Origin of the sequence: Spirillospora sp. NPDC046719 (assembly GCF_040645715.1) — a bacterium.
Lineage (GTDB): Bacteria > Actinomycetota > Actinomycetes > Streptosporangiales > Streptosporangiaceae > Spirillospora.
In genome coordinates this window covers 13008-33539 of record NZ_JBEYYT010000037.1, presented here as the reverse complement: position 1 = coordinate 33539, position 20532 = coordinate 13008, and the positions used below count along the sequence as shown (strand labels likewise).

21 protein-coding genes and 1 tRNA gene are annotated in these 20532 nt (G+C 73.2%); 16 read left to right on the top strand and 6 right to left on the bottom strand.

The genetic code is table 11. The features are described 5' to 3' along the window. Complete coding sequence (locus tag ABZ914_RS09750) at positions 1–786, bottom strand: DeoR family transcriptional regulator (RefSeq protein WP_190854947.1); 786 nt, start codon at positions 784–786, stop codon at positions 1–3. Between the two features lie 140 nt (positions 787–926). Between ABZ914_RS09750 and ABZ914_RS09745 the strand changes: the two genes are divergently transcribed. The 6 genes from ABZ914_RS09745 to ABZ914_RS09720 all read left to right on the top strand — a co-directional run bounded on the left by ABZ914_RS09745 (position 927) and on the right by ABZ914_RS09720 (position 5463). Beyond that, positions 927–1826: an SIS domain-containing protein gene (locus ABZ914_RS09745; protein ID WP_500192618.1), complete on the top strand. Its 900-nt coding sequence runs from the start codon at positions 927–929 to the stop codon at positions 1824–1826. Then, positions 1823–2935: an N-acetylglucosamine-6-phosphate deacetylase gene (gene nagA, locus ABZ914_RS09740; protein ID WP_500192617.1), complete on the top strand. Its 1113-nt coding sequence runs from the start codon at positions 1823–1825 to the stop codon at positions 2933–2935. Before ABZ914_RS09745 ends, nagA begins: the two co-directional genes overlap by 4 nt. A gap of 82 nt (positions 2936–3017) precedes the next feature. Next, the gene (locus ABZ914_RS09735; RefSeq protein WP_500192626.1) at positions 3018–3638 is read left to right on the top strand and encodes a GNAT family N-acetyltransferase; all 621 of its coding nucleotides are present in this window, start codon (positions 3018–3020) and stop codon (positions 3636–3638) included. Between the two features lie 224 nt (positions 3639–3862). Next, complete coding sequence (gene sepX / locus ABZ914_RS09730) at positions 3863–4435, top strand: divisome protein SepX/GlpR (protein ID WP_500192616.1); 573 nt, start codon at positions 3863–3865, stop codon at positions 4433–4435. Positions 4436–4486: 51 nt separating this feature from the next. After that, positions 4487–4560 (top strand) — tRNA-Ala (locus ABZ914_RS09725). Positions 4561–4815: 255 nt separating this feature from the next. Further along, positions 4816–5463: an ATP-binding cassette domain-containing protein gene (locus tag ABZ914_RS09720; protein ID WP_500192615.1), complete on the top strand. Its 648-nt coding sequence runs from the start codon at positions 4816–4818 to the stop codon at positions 5461–5463. On the opposite strand, the gene ABZ914_RS09715 is transcribed toward ABZ914_RS09720, so the two are convergent. After that, on the bottom strand, positions 5430–6530 hold the full coding sequence (locus ABZ914_RS09715) for an FUSC family protein (protein WP_500192614.1): 1101 nt from the start codon (positions 6528–6530) through the stop codon (positions 5430–5432). The genes ABZ914_RS09720 and ABZ914_RS09715 overlap by 34 nt on opposite strands. 194 nt (positions 6531–6724) lie before the next feature. On the opposite strand from ABZ914_RS09715, the gene ABZ914_RS09710 reads away from it, so the two are divergent. The 5 genes from ABZ914_RS09710 (at position 6725) to ABZ914_RS09690 (ending at position 10713) form a co-directional block, all read left to right on the top strand. Further along, positions 6725–7573, top strand: a complete 849-nt coding sequence (locus ABZ914_RS09710) for a DUF6597 domain-containing transcriptional factor (protein WP_500192613.1) — start codon at positions 6725–6727, stop codon at positions 7571–7573. Positions 7574–7637: 64 nt separating this feature from the next. After that, a complete protein-coding gene (locus ABZ914_RS09705; RefSeq protein WP_206699882.1) occupies positions 7638–8024 on the top strand; it encodes a pyridoxamine 5'-phosphate oxidase family protein in 387 nt (128 codons plus the stop codon). Positions 8025–8041: 17 nt separating this feature from the next. Then, a complete protein-coding gene (locus ABZ914_RS09700; protein WP_500192612.1) occupies positions 8042–8635 on the top strand; it encodes a dihydrofolate reductase family protein in 594 nt (197 codons plus the stop codon). 46 nt (positions 8636–8681) lie between these two features. After that, on the top strand, positions 8682–9632 hold the full coding sequence (locus tag ABZ914_RS09695) for an NAD-dependent epimerase/dehydratase family protein (protein WP_500192611.1): 951 nt from the start codon (positions 8682–8684) through the stop codon (positions 9630–9632). A gap of 61 nt (positions 9633–9693) precedes the next feature. After that, complete coding sequence (locus ABZ914_RS09690; protein WP_433245392.1) at positions 9694–10713, top strand: aminotransferase class V-fold PLP-dependent enzyme; 1020 nt, start codon at positions 9694–9696, stop codon at positions 10711–10713. 29 nt (positions 10714–10742) lie between these two features. Here ABZ914_RS09690 and ABZ914_RS09685 read toward each other — a convergent pair whose 3' ends face one another. Both ABZ914_RS09685 and ABZ914_RS09680 read right to left on the bottom strand, forming a co-directional pair. Next, entirely contained in the window at positions 10743–11438 is a 696-nt protein-coding gene (locus ABZ914_RS09685; protein ID WP_500192609.1) for a pentapeptide repeat-containing protein, read from the bottom strand. A 42-nt stretch (positions 11439–11480) separates the two neighbouring features. Further along, on the bottom strand, positions 11481–12338 hold the full coding sequence (locus ABZ914_RS09680) for a LysR family transcriptional regulator (RefSeq protein WP_500192608.1): 858 nt from the start codon (positions 12336–12338) through the stop codon (positions 11481–11483). Positions 12339–12408: 70 nt separating this feature from the next. On the opposite strand from ABZ914_RS09680, the gene ABZ914_RS09675 reads away from it, so the two are divergent. Together ABZ914_RS09675 and ABZ914_RS09670 are read left to right on the top strand one after the other, a co-directional pair. Beyond that, complete coding sequence (locus tag ABZ914_RS09675; protein WP_500192607.1) at positions 12409–12726, top strand: hypothetical protein; 318 nt, start codon at positions 12409–12411, stop codon at positions 12724–12726. Between the two features lie 32 nt (positions 12727–12758). Further along, a complete protein-coding gene (locus ABZ914_RS09670) occupies positions 12759–13664 on the top strand; it encodes an arginase family protein (protein WP_500192606.1) in 906 nt (301 codons plus the stop codon). A gap of 21 nt (positions 13665–13685) precedes the next feature. On the opposite strand, the gene ABZ914_RS09665 is transcribed toward ABZ914_RS09670, so the two are convergent. Further along, entirely contained in the window at positions 13686–15236 is a 1551-nt protein-coding gene (locus tag ABZ914_RS09665) for a N,N-dimethylformamidase beta subunit family domain-containing protein (protein ID WP_500192605.1), read from the bottom strand. A 442-nt stretch (positions 15237–15678) separates the two neighbouring features. Between ABZ914_RS09665 and ABZ914_RS09660 the strand changes: the two genes are divergently transcribed. Beyond that, on the top strand, positions 15679–17622 hold the full coding sequence (locus tag ABZ914_RS09660; protein WP_500192604.1) for a potassium transporter Kup: 1944 nt from the start codon (positions 15679–15681) through the stop codon (positions 17620–17622). Between the two features lie 94 nt (positions 17623–17716). Next, positions 17717–18886: a hypothetical protein gene (locus ABZ914_RS09655; protein WP_500192603.1), complete on the top strand. Its 1170-nt coding sequence runs from the start codon at positions 17717–17719 to the stop codon at positions 18884–18886. A 12-nt stretch (positions 18887–18898) separates the two neighbouring features. Here the strand turns inward: ABZ914_RS09655 and ABZ914_RS09650 are convergent, their stop codons facing one another. Beyond that, entirely contained in the window at positions 18899–19873 is a 975-nt protein-coding gene (locus ABZ914_RS09650) for a helix-turn-helix transcriptional regulator (RefSeq protein WP_500192602.1), read from the bottom strand. A 97-nt stretch (positions 19874–19970) separates the two neighbouring features. Between ABZ914_RS09650 and ABZ914_RS09645 the strand changes: the two genes are divergently transcribed. After that, positions 19971–20528 carry a DinB family protein gene (locus ABZ914_RS09645; protein WP_500192601.1) on the top strand — a complete coding sequence of 186 codons (558 nt, stop codon included), beginning with the start codon at positions 19971–19973 and terminating at the stop codon, positions 20526–20528. The last annotated feature ends 4 nt before the right edge of the window (positions 20529–20532 follow it).

Below are 20532 nucleotides of genomic sequence, written 5' to 3'. Positions count from 1 at the left end.
CTAGACCTGGACGACCCGGACGCCGGCCTCGGTGAAGGCGGCGACGTCGGCGTCCCCGACGGTGCCGTCGGTGACCAGCACGTCGATCCGGCTCGTGTCGCAGATCCGGGCGAATGCGCGGCGCCCCACCTTCGAACCGTCCGCGACCACGACCACCTGGTCGGCGCGCTCGGCCATCAGCCGGTTGACGTCCGCCTCGCCCTCGTTGTGGCAGGTCGCGCCGTGCTCGACGGTGACCCCGTTGACGCCGAGGACGGCCACGTCCAGCGTCACCTGGTCGAAGATCCCGGTGGCCAGCGGGCCGGTCAGCTCGTAGGACTGGGGGCGCGGCACGCCGCCGGTCAGCACGATCTTCACGTGCGGGCGGACGGCGAGCTCGGTGCCGATGTTCAGCGCGTTCGTCACGATGGTGATCGCCGGTGAGCCGCCCTCGGCGTGCAGGTCGGCGCGCGTCGCCAGCACCCGCGCCACCTCGGACGTCGTCGTGCCGCCGTTCAGCCCGATGATCGACCCCGGCCGGGCCAGCTCGGCGGTCGCGGCGGCGATGCGCTGCTTCTCCGTCGCGTTGCGCGCGGTCTTGTAGCGCAGCGGCAGGTCGTAGCTGACGCTCTGCGCGACCGCGCCGCCGCGCGTCCGGGTGAGCATCTGCTGCTGCGCGAGCTGGTCGAAGTCGCGGCGGATCGTCGCGGCCGACACCGCCATCCGGGCCGCCGCCTCCTCGACGCTCAGCCGGCCGGCGTCGGCGAGCAGTTCGAGCAGCGCGTTCCAGCGTTCGTGGCGTGTCACCCCGGCCCCTTTCCGGTACGCGGACGGCCCCGCGGGACGGCTCCGGACTGGATTCTAGCGATGCACCACTATGGTCTTTTCTGCTCAGACTTGGTATTGAACAAGCAAGAACACGCAGACAGCTGCAGAGGGAGAGGTCCATGGCGGAGCGCGGCGGCGGGCACACCGAGGCCGAGATCGCGTCCCAGCCCGACCGGTGGCGGCGGGCCGCCGCGACGGCCGCGGACCTCGCGCCGGTGCTGCCCCGCCGCGGCGAGCGGGTCGCGGTGATCGGGTGCGGGACGTCCTGGTTCGTCGCGCAGGCGTACGCGGCGCTCCGCGAGTCCTCCGGGCACGGCGAGACCGACGCGTTCGCCGCGTCCGAGTTCCCGGACGGCCGCCGCTACGACCGGCTGCTGGCGCTGACCAGGTCCGGCACGACCACCGAGGTCCTGGACGCGCTGGCGCGCGTGCGCGGCGCGATCCCGACCGTCGCGATCACCGCCGACGCCGCGACGCCGGTGATGAACGCGGCCGACGAGATCATCGTCCTCGACTACGCCGACGAGCGCTCGGTGGTGCAGACCCGCTACGCCACCACGCAGCTCGTCCTGCTCCGCGCCCACCTCGGCGAGGACGTCTCCGGAGTGATCGCCGACGCCGAGCGGGCCGTCGCCGAGCCGCTGCCCGCCGCCGCCGTCGCCGCGGACCAGTTCACCTTCCTCGGCCGCAGCTGGACGATCGGCCTCGCGCACGAGGCGGCCCTCAAGATGCGCGAGGCCGCGGGCGCGTGGACCGAGTCGTACCCGGCCATGGAGTACCGGCACGGCCCGATCGCGATCACCGGGCCCGGCCGCGTCGCCTGGATGTTCGGCGAGCCGCCGGAGGGCCTCGCCGCCCAGGTCGCGGGCGTCGGCGGCACGATGGTCACGACCTCGCTGGACCCGCTCGCCGACCTGGTCAGGGCGCAGCGGCTCGCCGTCGAGATCGCCCGCGCACGCGGGGACGATCCCGACCGTCCACGGAACCTCACCCGCTCGGTCATCCTGGACGTCCGATGACGAACCTCACGAACGCCCGGATCGTCCTGCCCGGTGGCGTCGCGACCGGCACGCTGCGCATCGACGGCGGCCGCCTCGCCGCGCCGTCCGCCGGCCTCGGCGAGACCGTCGACCTCGGCGGCCGCCACGTCGTCCCCGGCTTCGTGGACATGCACGTCCACGGCGGCGCGGGCGCGTCCTACCAGACCGGACGTCCCGAAGAGGCCGAAAGGGCCGCCCGTTTCCACCTGTCCCACGGGACGACCACGACGGTCGCGAGCCTCGTCACCGGCACGCCCGACGAGCTCGCCAACGCGGTCGCGGGCCTCGCCGACCTCGCCGCCGACGGCCTCGTCGCCGGCGTCCACCTCGAAGGCCCCTACCTCGCCCGGGACCGCTGCGGCGCCCACGACCCCGATCTCCTGCGCCACCCCGACCGCGCCGAGTTCGCCCGCCTCGTCCGGCTCGGCCGCGGCCGCCTCCGCATGATCACCCTGGCGCCCGAGCTGCCCGGCGCGCTCGATCTCGTCCGGGACGCCGTGGACGCCGGCGTGCTCGCGGCCGTCGGGCACACCGACGCGCCCGGCGCGACCGCCCGCGCCGCCTTCGACGCCGGCGCCACCGTCGCGACCCACCTGTTCAACGCCATGCGCCCGCTGCACCATCGCGAGGGCGGCCCGGTCGCCGCCGCCCTCAACGACCCCCCCGTCACCGCCGAACTGATCAACGACGGCGTGCACGTCGAGGGCGCCGTCGGACGGCTGGCGTTCCGCGCCGCCCCGGGCCGCGTCGCGCTCATCACCGACGCGATGGCCGCCGCCGGCATGGGCGACGGCGACTACCGGCTCGGCGTCATGGACGTCCAGGTCCGCGACGGCCGCGCCACTCTCGCCGGAGGGACGTCCATCGCCGGAAGCACGATCACGATGGCGGACGCGTTCCGCCGCGCGGTGACCGTGCTCGGCCTGCCCATCGAAGAGGCCGCTGTAGCGGCGTCCCTCATCCCGGCGCGCGCGCTGGGCGTCGACTCGCGCGTCGGCTCCCTGGAACCAGGAAAGGACGCCGATCTCGTGGTCCTGAACGACGACATGTCCGTCCACCGCGTCATGAAGGCCGGCCGCTGGGTGTGACCCGCGCGCCCCCGGACGATTTCCCGGCCACAATGGATGGCGTTCGCAGGTCCTACCAGGGAATCATGGAACCGTGGAACGATTGCGGGGATGGCCGGTCACCCTCACCGAGGGTCCCGTCGGTCTGCGGCCGCTGCGGCACCGCGACGCCGCCATCTGGCGCGAACTGCGGGTCCGCAACGCCGACTGGCTGCGCCCCTGGGAGCCCACCAACCCCGAGACGCCGCTGTTCCGCAGCGGGCTCGGCCCCTACGTCAGCATGGTGCACACCATGCGCCGCGAGGCCCGCCAGGGCCTCGCCCTGCCCTGGGTCGTCACCTACGAGGACCGCTTCGCCGGCCAGCTCACCATCGGCGCGATCGTCTGGGGCTCGGCCCGCTCCGCGCAGATCGGCTACTGGGTCGACAAGCAGGTCGCCGGACGCGGCGTCATTCCGACCGCGGTCGCCCTCGCCGTCGACCACTGTTTCTTCACCGTCGGCCTGCACCGGCTCGAAGCGAATATCCGCCCCGAGAACGCCGCCAGCCGCCGCGTCGTCGAAAAGCTCGGATTCCGGGAAGAAGGAATTCGCCGCCGCCATCTGCACATCGACGGCGCCTGGCGCGACCACATCTGCTACGCCCTGACCGTCGAGGACGTCCCCGGTGGCCTGCGGGCCCGCTGGCTGGCCGAACGCAAACAGGCATTTCCCCGGCACACTTGAGTCCGGAGTGACTTTCGCCGCGTAAGAATCCTGCGATCGAGAAGACTCGGCAAACGGAGAGTAACGGCGGCATCGATCTCGCGACACACCGCCCCTTATGCTCGTCAACCTCTGACACCGGCTCGTACCGTGCGGGGCGTGACCCTGCTCCCATTGCACGCCCGCGCGCCGAAAGTCGGCCCGCCGATTCCGCGTGCCCTGGGACGGCCCGAGGCGGTGACCGCGTGAGCAGCGCCGTCCTCTACCTCGCCATAGTCGCGGTCTGGGCCATCGTCCTGGTACCCATGTGGCTGCGCCGCGACACCGAGAACGCCGGCATCACCCGGCTCCTCCACAAGCGCGCCGACGAGCTCGACGGCGACGAGGAGGCCACCGAGGCGCCCCGGACCGCCGAGGAGGAGCCGCAGGAGGCCGACGAGCCCCAGGAGGCCCCGCGGCCCCGCCGTCCGGTGACCCGCGCCGCCGTCATCGCCCGTCGCCGCCGCCGCACGTCGGGCCTGGCGGCCCTCGTCGTCACCGCCGTGGCCCTCGTCGCGTCCGGTGTGCTGCCCTGGTGGGCGACGGTGCCGCCGACCCTGCTGCTGGCCGGGCACCTCACCCTGCTACGCGTCGCCGTCGGCATGGACGCCGCCCGCCGTCGCGCCGCGGCCGAGGCCCGCGCCGCCGCCGCCCGCGCCCGCGCGATCGAGGCCCGCCGCGCCGAGCAGGAGACCGAGCCCGCCGAGGTCATCGAGCTGGTCACGCCGGAGGAGGTCTTCGACCAGTACGCCGACGACCGCCGCGCCGTGGGCGAATGACCCGGGCGTGCGCGAGCACCCCTCGGAGTGCGCTAACCTTACAGAGTCCTCGGGGCTGTAGCGCAGTCCGGTAGCGCACCTCGTTCGCATCGAGGGGGTCAGGGGTTCAAATCCCCTCAGCTCCACCCAGGATTTGCAAGTCAAGGGCCTGATCGGAATCTACTCCGGTCGGGCCCTCACTCGTTTGTCACCGAGATGTCATCACGACCGTCCGTCGTTAGGCCGGGCGTCGGGGGCCATTGCCTTGCCGGGGTGCTGGTGAGCTTACGGAGTGCGAACGTTCGGGCAGCTCAGGCGGCTACTGGCGGGTCACCTCCATAGCCTCGTCCTACGCGGACGCTCCGGACGGATCGGAGACCGCATGGGCGAGGGGAACGAGGATGAGCACAATCGTCGTCGAGGCACGCGACCTGCGCGTCGGCTCCGGCGGCCGGATGGTCGGGGGCTTGTCGCTGGCGGTGCCGGAAGGCGAGATCCACGCGCTGCTCGGCCATCGGGGGGCTGGAAAGACCCTGGTGCTCGAGGCGCTGGCCGGTCTCCGGCGGCCGTGCGGCGGCCGGGTGCGGCTCCGGGGTGCCGATCCCTACACCGAGCGGGACGGGCTGCGGGTCGGCACGGTGTGGCGGGACGGCGGCCTGTTCCCTGGCCTCACCGTCACCGAGGTCCTCGAAGGCTGGCGGCGCTGGACACTGGACCCGCTGACGGTGGACGAGGCGCTCGCGCTGACCGGGCTGGAGAAGGCCGCCCGGGTGCGGTTCGAGCGGCTGACGGCGGGTGAGCGGCGGCTGCTCGACCTGTCGCTGGCGATGGTGAACCGCTCGGACGTGCTGTTCCTCGACGAGCCGACGTCCGGCCTGGATAGTGGAACGGTCCATCGAATCTGGGCGACGCTGCGCCACGTGGCCGCGGCCGGGACGACCGTGCTGCTCACCACCCGCGACGCGGCCGAAAGCCGGCGGGCCTCCCGCGTCAGCGTCGTCGACCGGGACCGCTCCTACTCGGGCGGGCGTCGACTCGGCGCCGCCTGACCGCTGCGGCCTCCGCCGGTGAAAAGGGTTGACAGTGCCATGACGAGCAGGCCGATTCCCACGCCGCACAGCGTCCACAGCACTCGGTAGCCTTCGGCCGAGTAGTGCGAGGGCTGCGGAAGGTCCACCAGGATGAGCACGCCCGCGGCGATGCACGCGCTGTAGAACGTGTAGTTCCAGAAGCGGATCCCCGCGCCGTGCATGAACAGGACGAGCGCCACCATCTGGAGTCCGTGTTCCACCGCGAACAGCCGGAGGCCGTGCTCGCTCGCGGGGATCAGCAGCAGCAGTGCGGCGGCGACGGCACCGATCAGCGCGCCGGTGAGGCGCTGCGCGGCCACGAGCGTCGCCTGCTCCAGGCTCGGCTTCATCGCGATCATGGCCGCGATCGGGATCCAGTAGCCGTAGGACAGGTCGAGTCCGAACGCGAGCGCGACGGTTCCGGTGATGACGAGCGCGCGGATCAGGGCGAAGGCGACCAGCGGTCGGGTCAGCGCCTTGCGTGCGGTGTCGCCGGGGATCTCCGCGAGAGGACGCGGTGCGTCCCCGCGTCCGCTCACCAGCCACCAGATGGACGCCGCCGCGATCCACAGCGCCGCCCCGCCGGTCCAGGCGAGGACCTGCGCCCAGGTGTGGCTGCTGATGTGACTGTGCCGGTGGAGGGTGAACGCGACGCCGATGGTCACGACGAACCAGATGTTGAGAAGCAGGGCGGCGACGAAGCGGTGCACCCCGAAAGCGACGGTCAGCCCGGCCACCAGCGTGACCGCGAAGGCCGCGAGGACCGGCCAGCCCCAGGGGACCGCCCCGATTCCGAATCCCAGGGCGGTCACGCCCGCGCCGATCAGCGCGAAGAGGCAGAGGCGCGACATGCGGCGCCGGTAGCCGCCGCCCGGATCGCACAGCACGGTGAACAGCAGGCCGAACAGCGTGCTGAGCAGGTACTGCTCATGGCCGATCGCCCAGAAGACGAACAGCGGCACCAGCCCGACGTCCAGGAAGACGACCGCTCGCGGCCAGTTGAGGCCCGCCGGTTCGACCTTGAACACCCTCGCCGGTCGGCTCATGGTCCACTCCCGCTGTCAGGCCTGCCCGGTCACCGAGGTTCAGCGGATCGCAGGCGCCCGGCCTGGTCAAACACCTGGGCGCGGGCCTGAGCGTGTCCACCTCATGCCTTTGCTCCGGTGCGACCGTCGATCATCTCGAGTTCGAACCCGGCCACCGGACGGCGGGTGGGCGGGGTTTTCGGCAGGATGGGCGGGTGGCGGGAGAATCGTCGTACGTGGAGCGGGTGCCGGCGCCGGCGCTCGCGGCGGTGGCGTCGTTGGTGTGGATCCAGCAGGTCGGGGACGAGCCGCTCGCGCAGCGGATCGTGCCGCACGGCGGTGCCGAGCTGCGGTGCGTCCTCGGTGAGACGCCGCGGCTGCTCGGACCCCTCACCACGGCGACCTACCATGACATTCCGGCAGGTGGCACGGTCGTCGGAGTGCGCCTGCGACCGGGCGTGCTCGGTGGCCTCGCCGGAATCCCGGCGGACGAACTGGTCGACCAGGACATCGCCGGCACCGACATCTGGCGCGGCCTGAGCCGCCTGACGGATCTGCTCGGGGACGCCCCGACGCCGCAGGCCGCGCTCGGCCATCTCCAGTCGTTCGCCGCGCGGTCCGCCGGTGCGGACGACCCGCTGGTGGACGAGGCCGTCCGGCACCTCATGCCGTGGCGCGGCGGGAGGCCGGCGGCCCTGCCCGCGCTGCTGTCCATCTCCGAGCGCCAGTTGCGGCGCCGGTGCCGGGCGGCGGTCGGCGTCGGGGTGAAGGAGTTGCACCGCATCCTGCGTCTGCAGGGCTTCATCGCCCGGGTCCAGGCGTCGGTCGATCAGCAGGACGTCCTGGACGTCGACCTCGCGCGGTGGGCGGTCGAGACGGGCTACACCGACCAGGCGCACCTCGGCCGCGAGTGCCGCCGGCTCGTCGGCGTGACGCCGGGCGTGCTCCTCGCGCAGACGGGCGCGGCGTGCGGATGCGGGCACGATCACGCCGCGTCCTACCTTCCGATGCTGCGGCCGGGGGATGGCCGTTTTGTACAAGAGCGGCGATCGGTGCCCGCCTAACGTCGGGCGGGTGAGAACACCCGGCTCGCGTGCTGATCGCGATCCCCAGCGGAAGGGAACGACCGTGCTCAACGAGGCCGCCCGCGCCCTTTTCGAGGGGCCGAACATCGCCCACGTCGCCACGCTCCTGCCCGACGGCGGGCCGCACTCGGTGCCGGTCATGATCGACGTCGAGGGCGATCATCTGGCCTTCTTCACCTCGCCCGACTCGCGCAAGGGCCGGAACCTGGCCGCGGACGACCGCATCGCGATCTCCGTGACCGACCGGGAGAACCTGGTGCTGAGCGCGCTCGTGCGCGGACGCGTCGTGAAGCGGGTCGGCGGCGACGAGGGCTGGGCCATCGTCGATCGCATCTTCGCGAAGTACACGGGCGGTCCGTATCCGTCGCGGGAGGACCGCGAGGCGTATCTCGTGGAGCCGGAGCACGTGACCGTCCCGACATTCGGATGAGCCAAGGAGCGGGTGGAATGGCCAGGGTTGTCATGCAGGCCGTGGTCTCGGTGGACGGCTTCATCGCCTATCCCGACGACACGGTGGGGCCGCTGTTCGACTGGTACGGCAATGGTGACGTGGTGGTGCGCGCGAACGATGAATGGCAGTTCCGCGTCAGCCGCGCGTCCGCGGACTACGTCCAGCCTTTCTGGGACGCCGTCAAGGTCACGGTGATCGGACGGCACCTGTTCGACACCACCGACGGCTGGTCGGGCGTGCCGGCCGCCGGTGAGCAGTTGGTCGTCGTCACCCACCGGCCGCTGCCCGAGGAATGGCTGGCGAGGTTCCCCGACGCGCCGTTCCATACGGCCGACTCGGTCGAGGCGGCCATCACCCGCGCTAAGGAACTCGCCGGCGACGGTCTGGTCTGTGTGTGCGCGGGCGACGTCGGCGGCCAGGCATTCTCGGCGGGGCTCGTCGACGAGGTGGCGATGGACGTCGTCCCGGTGGTCCTGGGGGAAGGGGTGCGCTTCTTCGGCGGCCACACCGGGACGGTCCTGCTCGGGGATCCCGACGCGGTGGTCCAGGGCGACCGCGTGCTGCACCTGCACTACACCGTCAAGCGCTGACCGGCGCGTCCAGAGACAACTCCATCCAGAGACAACAGGGGTGCGAATGATCCTCGTCACCGGCGGCCTGGGTTCCATCGGGTCGCACACCGCACGGGCACTGCTCGACCTGGGCGAGTCCGTCGTGCTCACCGCGCACCGGTCCACCCGGTTGCCCGAGCACCTCGCCGGCGAGCCCGGCGGCCGGGTCGTCGTCGAGCCGCTGGACGCCACCGACGAGACCGCGTTCCTCGACATAGGGAAGCGTCACGAGATCACCGGCATCGTGCATCTCGCGGCGGGCCGGTACGACATGCCCGATCCTGTCGAGTACCTCCGCGCCGAAACCGCCGCGCTGCTCAACGCGCTCAAGGCGGCGAGGGAGTGGGGCGTGCGGCGGTTCTCCGTCGCCAGTTCCATCGGCGTGTACGCCGGGGTGGACGAATCCCCGTGGCGCGAGGACGTCCCGCTTCCGGTGGTGGCGCCGCACCAGATCCACGCGTTCAAGAAGACCGCCGAGCTGTTCACCGCACTGGCCGGCGACAGCGCCGGGTTCGAGACGGTGAGCCTGCGGATCGGCACGATCTGGGGGCCGCTCGGCCTGCCCGACTCGCCGTTCTTCCCGCTTCCCCGCCTGCTCAGCGCGGCGGTCCGGGGCGAGGACCCCGATCTCACCCCGCCCCGTCCGCCCGCCTATGCCGAGGACGCCACGGACCTCTGCTACGTGAAGGACTGCGGCCGGGCCATCGCGCTGCTCATGCTCGCCGAGCGGCTGAACCATCGCGTCTACAACGTCTCGACCGGACGGCTGGTGCGCTTCAGTGAGGTGGTCGCCGCGATCAACGCCGCTGTTCCGGACGCGAACATCGTCCTTCCCGAGGGGCGCAACCCGGACCAGCCTCGGCCCAACCACCTCGACATCACCCGGCTGCGGGAGGACACCGGATTCCGGCCGGAGTACGACGTCGAGAACGCCGTACCGGACTATGTCGACTGGCTCAGGAGGCACGACAGCTGAAGAGCCGGCCCGGGCCGCGCCGGTCGGCCGGTGCCTCGTCCGCTCCTCTAGGCTCAATAGGGTGAATCTGGGCGAAGCGGTACGTATGTGGGACCCGGAACCGGGGTGGCTGAACACCGCGAGCTACGGCATCCCGCCGGAGCCGGCGTTCGCGGCGCTGCAGGACGCGCTGGCCGAATGGCGCCGCGGCGCCACCGGCTGGGACAAGTGGGACCGGTCCACCGGCCGTGCCCGCGACGCGTTCGCGCGGCTGGTCGGCGTCGCGTCCGACGACGTCGCCGTGGGCGCCTCCGCCGCGCAGGTGCTGGCCCCGGTCGCGGCCTCGCTGCCGCCCGGCTCGCGCGTCGTCGTGCCCGACATCGAGCAGACGTCGAACCTGTTCCCGTGGCTGGTGCACGACCTCGACGTGCGCACGGTACCGCCCGCCGACCTGCCCGGCGCGATCGACGAGCACACGGACGCGGTGGCCTTCAGCCTGGTCCAGTCCGCGACGGGCGAGGTCGCCGACGCCGCCGCGGTCGTCGCGGCGGCGCGCGCGCACGGCGCGCTCGTCGTCGCCGACGCCACCCAGGCGGTCGGCTGGCTGCCGGTCGACGCGACGCCCTTCGACGTCCTGGCCGTCTCGGCGTACAAGTGGCTGATGTGCCCGCGCGGCACCGCCTTCTGCTACGTGAGCCCCGCCGTGCGCGACCGGATCCGGCCGCTCGCCGCCAACTGGTACGCCGGTGACGGCGACGCCTCCTACGGCCCGCCGCTGCGGCTGGCCAAGGACGCCCGCCGCTTCGACATCGCCGCCCCCTGGTTCTCCTACGTCGCGGCGGCCCCCACGCTGGAGCTGCTCCTGGAGATCGGCGTCGGCGCGATCCACGACCACGACGTGCGGATGGCCGACCGGTTCCGGGCCGGCCTCGGCATGCCGTCCGGCGACAGCGCGATCGTCACCGTCGACCGCCCGGGTGCGGCCGAGCGGCTCGCGGCGGCCGGCGTCCGGGCGTCCGTCCGCAAGGGGGCGGTGCGCCTGGCCTTCCACCTCTACACGACGGAAGCCGATGTGGACGCCGCCGTCGCGGCACTGAGCTGAGCCCGGCGCGGGCGACCGCCCGGCCGCGGTCAGGACTCGATCGTGATGCCCGCGTCGGCGGCCAGGACGTCCAGCAGGCTCATCGCGTCCTGGGCGGCGACGATCGCCCCGTCGAACGACCTGATCCCCGCGACACCGGACAGCTCGCAGTCCCGGAAGCGGGTGCCGCTCATGGTCGCGCCGGAGAACTGGGTGCCGCTCAGCCTGCAGCCCTCGAACCGCACGTCGTGCAGCTCGGCGGACTGGAAGCTGGCCTCGCTCAGGTTGCAGTCCGCGAACACGACCGTCCGCAGCCGGGCGAACCGGAAGCCGGCCATGTCCGCGCGGCAGCCGTCGAACCGCACGTCGCGCAGGCCGCCCTCGGTGAGCTGCAGGCCCGTCATGCGGCAGTTGCGGACCTCGGTGTTGAACATCCGCGCGTTGAACATCCGCAGGTTGGCCAGGTCGCAGCCCTCGAAGACGACGTCGGCGAACCCGGCGCGCTGGAGCCGCAACCCGGCCATGCCGCTGCGGGCGAACCGGCACCGCTCGAACTCCACGTCCTCGACGTCCTCGGCGTCCCCGGTGGTGAGGTCGGCCTCGCCGTAGGCCAGCGACAGGTACGTCCCGTCGTCGCGCAGCTCCAGCTCGTCGATGCCGGCCGCCGTCAGGTTCTCGGGGAGTGCCGGGGGGCGCGGTTCGCGCGGCGGACGCGCGCGGTGGGCGGCGTGTGGGGTCGCGGACATGACGGCGACCCTACTGCGCCTCCCGCACAGGTCCGGGGCGAGTCAGCCCGCCCGGCCGTCCTGGAGGCCGGATTCGAGGGCGGCGGCGACGAAGGACGCGACCAGCGGGCGGCGGTCCTGCTCGTTCCAGGCGAGGACGAGGCGGCTGGGCGGCGCGTCGGTCACGGCGACGCCCACCAGGCCGGGCGGGAGCGGTTCGACCAGCGAACGGGGCAGCATCCCGATCATCCGGCCCACCGTGACCATGTGGAGCAGCTGCACCACGTCGGCGACCTCCGGGCCGGTGCCGTCGCCTCCGGGGACCCCCTTCCAGCGCGGCAGCGTCTCACCGTCCAGATCCGCCGTCCGGACGCGGGCGCGCCCGGCCAGGCGGTGCCCGGACGGGACGACGGCGACGCGGTCCTCGGTGTGGAGCGTCTCGTGGGCCAGGCCGTCGAGGTCGTCGAACGGCGCGTAGAGCAGGCCGACGTCGGCGCGGCCGTCGCGCAGGAAGTCGGTGCGGTCGGCGGGGCCGCTGAACAGGATGTCCACCCGGCGGGCGTCGGGCTGCCGGGCGTACGCGGCGAGGATCCCCGACAGCAGGCCGGCGTCGCCACCGGGCTTGAGCACGAGCCGCAGGTGGGCGCGGGGATCGGCGGCGCGGCGGGCGCCGCGGACGGCGGCGGCGACCGCGTTGAGCGCGTGCCGCCCGTGCTCCTGGAGCGCCTTCCCGGGCTCGGTGAGCTCGACGTGCCGGCTGGAGCGGACGAACAGCGGGACGCCGAGCCGGTTCTCGATCCGCCGGATCGCCTTCGACAGCGCCGGCTGGGCGATCGACAGGCGGACGGCGGCCCGGCCGAAGTGCAGCTCGTCGGCGACCGCCATGAAGTACTCGAGTTCGCGGGTCTCCAGTTCGGCCATGCCTCCAGGTTATCGCCGGAGGCCGAACCGGTCTTGGACTCCGGAGGCGGGTACGGCCGAGAATCGAAGCATGATCCAGCACACGATGATCGTTTCCTTTGACGAGTCCCTGCCCGACGCCGAGCTCGATCAATACCTCGGTGACATCGAACGCGCCATGCGCGACACCGGTTCCGTCGAGTCGGTCGAGGCCCGGCGCCACATTCCCGTGCCGGGTGAGGAGGCCGTCCCGGCACTGGTCGCGACCGCGATCGTGCAGGTCGCCGTGGCGGACACCGGCGCGCTGGCCAAGGCGTTCGCGGCGCCCGGCATCCACGAGGTCATCGACCGCTGGCAGTCGCGGCACCCGTACAAGGTCGCCTGGGCGAACCACGAGCCGCTGGCCTGAGCGGCGCCGCCCGGCTGCTGTAGCTTCGGCTGATGACGATCGGCCTGATCTCCGCCCCCACCAATCTCGGGCTGCGCCCGCCCGCCCCGGCGAGCGTGCCCGGCACCGCCAAGGCGCCCGAGGCGCTGCGTGAAGCCGGCCTGTACCGGCGCTTCGCCGAGCGCGGCGCGCACGAGCGGGGCGTGGTGCTCCCCGGACGGTACGCCGACGACGCCGCACCGGGCGTGCTCCGCAACCAGGCGGCCATCGTGGAGCACGCCCGGCGGCTCGCCGAGCGCATCGGGAGCATCCGCGCCGACGGGCTCGTGCCGCTGGTGATCGGCGGGGACTGCAGCCTGCTGGTGGGGGCGGGGGTCGCGCTGCGGCGGGCGCCGGGACGCCACGGCCTGGTGCATCTCGACGGGCACACCGACTTCCGGCATCCCGGCAACTCGGACCGGTGCGCCAGCCTGGCGGGGGAGGACCTCGCCGCCGCGGTGGGCCTGCACTGGCCCGCCGTCGCCGACATCGACGGCCTGAGCCCCTACTTCGACCCGGCCGACACCGTCCATGCGGGCTGCCGGGACGACGACGCCGCCCTCGACGAGACCACCGCGCTCCTCGGGGCGGTGGTGCCCGCGGCGCGGATCCGGCGGGAGGGCGCCGCGGAGGCCGCGCGCCGGATCCTCGACGTCGTCGACCGCGACGACCTCGACGGCTACTGGCTCCACCTGGACGTCGACATCCTCGACCCGAGCGTGATGCCCGCCGTCGACTCCCCGGACCCCGGCGGCCTCGACGCCGCCGAGCTCACCGACCTGCTCGCGGCCCTCGCGCCGCGCGCGATCGGGGCGCAGGTGACCGTCTTCGACCCCGATCTCGACCCGGACGGGAGCCGCGCCCGCCTGCTCGCCGACGTCCTCGCCGCCGGCCTCGAAGCGCTCGGCGAGCGCCGCTGAGCGCGACCGTCCCGGCCCCGGCTACTTGGGCGCGCTGGCCAGTTCCTTGGTGTTGGGACGGGACGGATGGTCGCGGCCGAGCGGCCCGGCGGCCATGGCGCGGACGAGCGTCCCCGTGACCTGGGTGGTGAACGCGCGGCCGGCGTCGTTGACGCCGTGCCCGCAGGCGCGCCCGCGCATCGCGCACACCCAGCGCATCGTGCCGGTGGCGAACACGCCCGCGCCGCTGCGGGTGGTGTAGTAGGACGCGTGCGCGGTCGCCTGGGCGTTCCCGCAGGTGATCGGCGAGCGCGCGACGATCTCCAGGGTGGACGGCGTCGGGCCGGCGCGGTTCAGCGCGTCCGCCTCGGGGCCGACCACGCCGGGGAAGCGGGTCCCCGCGCGGACGCCGGTGCCGCGGAACAGCCAGAAGTCGGGCTCGTAGACGGTGAACGCCCCCTCGGCCGGGAAGCACATGTACTGGATGCCGATGATGTCGCTCTCCGGCCGCGGCATCGGCGGCAGCCGCCAGTCCTGCGTCGTCTCGGCCGGGTTCGTCCGGGACATGGGGTCGGCCGTGGAGTCCTTGTAGCAGATGACGAGCCGGTCGGCGCCGAGCGCCGTGCCGCCGAACCGGATGTGCCGGTTGACCGCGTTGGCGCCGAGGAAGGCGATGTTGACGCCGTGGTCGCGGGCCTGCGTCGCGCGCTGCCGCATGGTGGACGACCAGTACTCGTCATGCCCGAGGCTGAGCAGCCCGCGCGCCCCCTCCAGCAGGCGGGAGTCGGCATGCAGGTCGTTGTCCGTCGCGTACGCCAGCGGGACGCCGAGCTTCTCGGCGAGCGCGATGGCGGGCTGCTCGTAGAGCATGAACTTGCTCGCGCCGTTGCCGTCGTAGGGGCGGTCGAAGCTGACCGCGTGGGCGCGGTCGGTCTCGCCGCCGGACGGCCCCTTGTACAGGTCGTAGCCGCCCCACATGTTGTACGCCTGCCAGGTGGTGGTCGCGTTGAGCACCACGACGCGTCCGGAGGCGTTCGGCGAGCGGACGGTCACCGGCACGTACCGCTGCGCGCCCGACGCGGCGGTCAGCCTGATCAGGTAGCTGCCGGCGGGCCAGCCGGAGGTGGGGACGGTCAGCGACGGCCGCCACGGGGCCGACACGGTACGGGTCGTCCGGTCGATCCGCGGCGCGGCCTGCCGGGCGCCCGCGACCTGCCCGGACCGCCACACGCGCCGCGCCTCCGCGCCGCCGTACCAGCCCATCCGGAACGCCTCGGCGGTGAAACCGGACGTCGTGGTCGAGACGAACAGCCGGAACGATCCCCCGGGCGGCACGCTCACGTGATCGGCGTATCCCTCGATCTCGTGCTCGGCGCCCTTGTGGCGGATCTGCCAGTCAGGCGTGCCGGACTTGGTGTTCTCGGCCTTCTCCGCGACCGCCGCCGTGCTGGGCCGTCCGGAGGACGAGTGGTGGGACGACGTGCATCCGCCGGCCAGGACGACCACCGAGAGCATCACCAGCACGACCGGCGCCCCGAGCGCGCGCAGGACCGACCCTTCGCGCGGGGGCCGCCCCTTTTCCCCATCGGACACGCCGCACCCACCCCTCCCTGCATTTCTCGCGGGTGTCCCGTCCGCCGCCACGCACCAATGATCGCTTCCCCCGCCGAGCGGCCTTTTAACCGCCGGTGGCATTCTGGGTAATCGCCGGTGGCGTCAAGGTCGCCTGGAATGTCGCGTACGCCCCCGGAGGTGCGGAACATGCTGGTGGAGGACGGTGCCGTCGCGCTCGACGACCCCGTGGGCGAGTCGCTGCGCGGCGCTCACGCGCACCTCGCCCGACGGGCCGGCAGGGCCGCCACGTACCTCCCGGAAGTCGCGACCTTCGCCGCGGTGTCCGCCGGCCCGGACGCGGCGGAATGGGACCGGATTCCGCGTCCCGTAGCGGCTCCCGTCCGCCGGGCCAGGCGGACGCGCCGGCCGTGTCGTCCCCCGGTGATGCCTACACGGGGCCGAACCGGATAAGTATCCGCTCATGGGCGACCCGGAGAAGGCGACCGGCACGGCGACGGCCGAGCACGGTACCTCCGCGTCCGGGAGGAGGGGGCGCGCGGCGCTGATGCTGGGCGCGCTGGGCGTCGTCTACGGCGACATCGGTACCAGCCCTCTGTACTCCCTTCAGACGGTGTTCTCGATCGACCACGGGGCCGTCCACCCCACGCACAGCGACGTCAACGGCGTGATCTCACTGGTGTTCTGGACGATCACCGTGATCGTGTCGGTGAAGTACGTGACCCTCATCCTGCGGGCCGACAACGACGGCGAGGGCGGCGTGATGGCGCTCGCCGCGCTGGTCCGGCGGGTGCTGGGCGACGTGCGGGGCAAGGCCGCCGTGGCGATGGGGCTGGGGGTGCTGGGCGCCTCGCTGTTCTACGGCGACAGCGTGATCACCCCGGCGATCTCGGTGCTGTCGGCGGTGGAGGGCCTGAAGGTGAGCACGCCGGGCCTGTCGCACGCGGTCGTGCCCGTCGCGGCGACGATCCTCGCGCTGCTGTTCCTCGTCCAGCGCTGGGGCACGCACCGGGTCGGCAGCCTGTTCGGCCCGGTCATGCTGGTGTGGTTCGCGGCGCTGGCGGCGGCCGGCCTGGTCGAGGTGGTCGAGCGGCCCGCCATCGCCCGCGCCCTGCTGCCGTCCTACGCCGTCGAGTTCATCGCGGACCGCCCCTACACCGCGTTCATCGCCATGGGCGCGGTCGTCCTGGTGATCACCGGTGCGGAGGCGCTGTACGCCGACATGGGGCACTTCGGGAAGGCCCCCATCCGCCGGGTCTGGTTCGCGGTCGTGTTCCCCGCGCTGACGCTGAACTACCTCGGCCAGGGCGCGCTGATCCTCGGCGACCCGAGCAGCATCCGGAACCCGTTCTTCCTGCTGTACCCGCACTGGGCGCGGCTCCCGATGGTGGTGCTGGCGACCGCCGCGACCGTGATCGCCTCCCAGGCGGTGATCTCCGGCGCGTTCTCGGTGTCCCGCCAGGCCGTCCGGCTCGGCTACCTGCCGCCGCTGCGGATCAAGCACACCTCGCCGCGCGAGATCGGCCAGGTCTACCTGCCGGCGATCAACGGGATCCTGTTCGCCGGCGTGCTGATCCTCATGCTCGGCTTCCGCTCGTCCGGCCGGCTGGCGACCGCGTACGGCATGGCCGTCACCGGCACCTTCCTCATCACCACCGCGCTGTTCCTGGTCATCGCGCGGGTGGCCTGGCGGTGGGCGGCGTGGAAGCTCGTGCTGACCGGGGTCGTCGTCGGCGGCGCGGAGATCACCTACTTCTCCGCGAACCTCACCAAGGTCACGCACGGCGGCTGGCTGCCGCTGCTCATCGGGCTCACGGTGTTCACGCTGATGACGACCTGGGAGCGCGGGCGGGAGATCGTCACCGCCAACCGGAACTCCAAGGAGGGGCCGCTCCCGGAGTTCATCGAGAAGCTGCACCGGGACGGCGTGCGGCGGGTGCCCGGCACCGCGGTGTTCCCCCATCCGACCAAGACGACGACGCCGATCGCGCTGCGCGCCAACTTCGAGCACAACCACGTCGTCCACGAGCACGTCGTGATCGTCTCGATGGTGTCGGAGAACGTCCCGTACATCCCGCTCGAGGAGCGGCTGAGCATCGACGACCTCGGGTACAGCGACGACGGGATCGTCCACGTCACCGTCCGGCACGGCTTCCAGGACCGCCAGGACCTGCCGGCGGAGCTGCGCCGCGCGGCCCGGCTGCCCGGCGCCGAACTGCGCTTCGACCCCGACCGGGCCTCCTACTTCCTGTCCTACGGGGCGCTGCGGCTCACGCGCGCGTCCGGCATGCGCCGGTGGCGCAAGCGGCTGTTCCTGGCGCTGGCCCGCAACGCCGCGAATCCCGCCGAGTACTTCGCCCTGCCGGAGACCCGCACCGTTCTCATGGGCTCCCGGATCGACCTCTGACGTCGTCCGCCGCGTGCCGGGGCAAGGTCACCGCCCGCGCGTTCGCCAAGGCGGTCGGCGTCGGCCTGCGGGGCTGGTGCGGTAGACGTGGTGCATGAGGCTGCGCGACGAGACCGAACGCGTCCTGCGGGCGTGGAACGCCCATGAGACGGCCCGCGGCGGGTCCCCGATCATCGACTTCGACTGCCGTCCGGAGGGGGTGGAGCCCGAACCGGCCTCCGACCGGCTGGCCGTCCACCGGCGGCTCGCGGAGCTGCGCGCGGACGCCGCCGGGCCGGTGGCGGCGCGCCTGGACGCCGACCTCGCCTACCTCGGCGCCCTGCTCGGCGAGCGGCCGCCCCTCGGCGACTACGTCCGCAGGACGCAGGGGTGCGGCACCGCCGGGTGGCCCGAGGAGTACGTGGCGGAGCGCGGCGACCGGGCCCGCGCCGCGCTGTCCGACCTCGGTATCGGCTGGGGGCCGGACGCCAACGCCGAACTCCGGCAGTTGGAAGGGCCCTTGGACGTCCGCGACGCCCCGGACGCCATCCGGCAGGCCGCAGCCGAACTGGAGCCCGCCGTCCGGGAGGCGACGGGCAGCACCGCCGAATACACGCTGACCATCGAGACCGCCGAGGTGGACGCGTACTGGGCCTACTGGCTGGACGGCGCGGGCCACGACGTCCGGCTCCGGCTCAACCTCCCGAACGTCGCGTTCACCGAGTCCGGCGCCCGGCAGTTCGCGCTGCACGAGGTGCTCGGCCACGGGCTGCAGAGCGCGAGCCTCACCGAGCGGGCGTCCGCCGAGGACGTCCCGTGGGTGCGGCTGCTCAGCGTCCACGCACCGCACCAGGTGATGCTCGAAGGGCTCGCCCAGGCGTGGCCGCTGTTCCTCCTGCCCGATGACCGGGTGCTGACGGCGCGGGTCCGGCTCGGCCACTACGTGCAGCTCGTCCTCGCCCAGGTCCACCGCGCGATCAACGACGGGACGCCCGCCGCCGAGTGCGCCGCCCATCTGCGCGCGGCCGTCCCGTGGATGACGGACAAGGCCATCGCGGGCGCCCTCGCCGATCGGGGGACGAACCCGGAGCACCGCTCCTACATGTGGGCGTACCCGGCCGGGATGGACTGGTTCGCGGCTCTCGCCGAGGCGGGCGGCGAGACGTCCCGGGAGGTGCTGCGGGCCGCGTACCGGGCCCCGCTCACCCCGTCGGACCTCGCCGCGCTCTGGCCGGACGGCCCGGTCATCGGCGGTCCGAACGCCCCGTCCGCCCTGCCGAGGTGACCGGCGCCCGCGTCAGCCGTCCCGGGAGACGGACGAGGCGCGCTGGAAGCGGTCGGCCCAGTCATGGAGCAGGTCGACCAGCTCGGGCGGGTGCACGACCCGGAAGTCGGCGCCGATCGCGCCGACGGCCAGGGCCGCCCAGTCCAGCGAGTCGGACGTGAAGCGGACGCGGCAGCGGTCCGGCCCGGCCTCCTCGGCGGCGGCCCAGCGCCCGATCCGCTCGCGGACCGCCGCGGCGGGCGCGTCCACCAGCACCTCGACGCGGTGGGAGCGGGGCACGGCGTCGAGGCGGGCGCGGACGAACTCGGCGGCGTCGGCGGCGGGCAGCTCGCGGGGGCGGAAGCGGGCGCCGGTGCCCGCCGGGTCCGCGATCCGGTCGACACGGAGGTTGCGCCAGTCGGCGCGGTCGAGGTCGTAGGCGACGAGGTACCAGCGGCGGCCCAGCGACACGAGCCGGAGCGGCTCGACGTGCCGCTCCGTGCGCCGCCCGTCGGCGGCGGTGTAGGCGAACCGGAGCCGCTCGGTGTCGCGGCAGGCCAGCGCCACGGACGTGAGGACGTCGGGGTCGACGTCGGTCCGGGCGGGCCCGCCCCAGCCGCCGGTCACCGTCATGGCGCGCAGCGCCTCGACGCGGCGGCGCAGCCGGCCCGGCATCACCTGGACGATCTTGGCGAGGACCCGCAGGGACGGCTCGGCGATCCCGTCCACCGGGCCCTGCGCGGCGGCCTGGAGGCCGACGGCGAGCGCGACGGCCTCCTCATCGTCGATCACGAGCGGCGGCAGGGCCGCGCCCGCCGCGAGCTGGTAGCCGCCGTCGACACCGCGCCGGGCCTCGACCGGGTAGCCGAGCTCGCGCAGCCGGTCGACGTCGCGGCGCAGCGTGCGCTGCGAGACGTCGAGGCGCTCGGCCAGCTCGGCGCCCGGCCAGTAGCGGTGGCTCTGCAGCAGCGAGAGGAGCCGCAGGGTGCGGTTGCTGGTGTTCGCCATGGTTCCGAGTCTCCCGTAATTGAGGTCAGAAAGTGGCCGCTATGGCCCGTAGCGTGGTCGTTGTCAGGGAGAAGGACGAGACCAGGAGGTACGGACCATGACCGAGCACGCGATCGTCGGCGGAACGCGCGAGGACGCCCCGGCGGTGACCGGCGAGCGCGCCGACCTGCTGGCGCTGCTGGCCAAGGCCCGGCACTTCCTGCGGTTCCCCGCCCGCGGCCTCACCGACGAGCAGGCCGGGCTGCGGACGACCGCGAGCGAGCTGTGCCTCGGCGGCCTGATCAAGCACGTCACCTCGTGCGAGCGGGGCTGGGTGGACTTCATCCTGGAGGGGCCGTCCGCGATGCCCGACTTCTCCGCCATGACGGAGGCGGACTTCCAGCGCCGCGCCGACGACTTCCGGATGCTGCCGGGCGAGACCCTGGAGGGCGTCCTGGCGGACTACGAGGAGGTCGCGCGGCGGACCGACGAGCTGATCGTCTCGCTGCCCGACCTGGACGCCTCCCAGCCGCTGCCGAAGGCGCCCTGGTTCCAGGCCGACACCCACTGGTCGGCGCGCCTGGTGCTGATGCACATCGCCGCCGAGACGCTCCAGCACGCCGGGCACGCCGACATCATCCGCGAGTCCTTGGACGGCGCCAAGAGCATGGGCTGAGCGG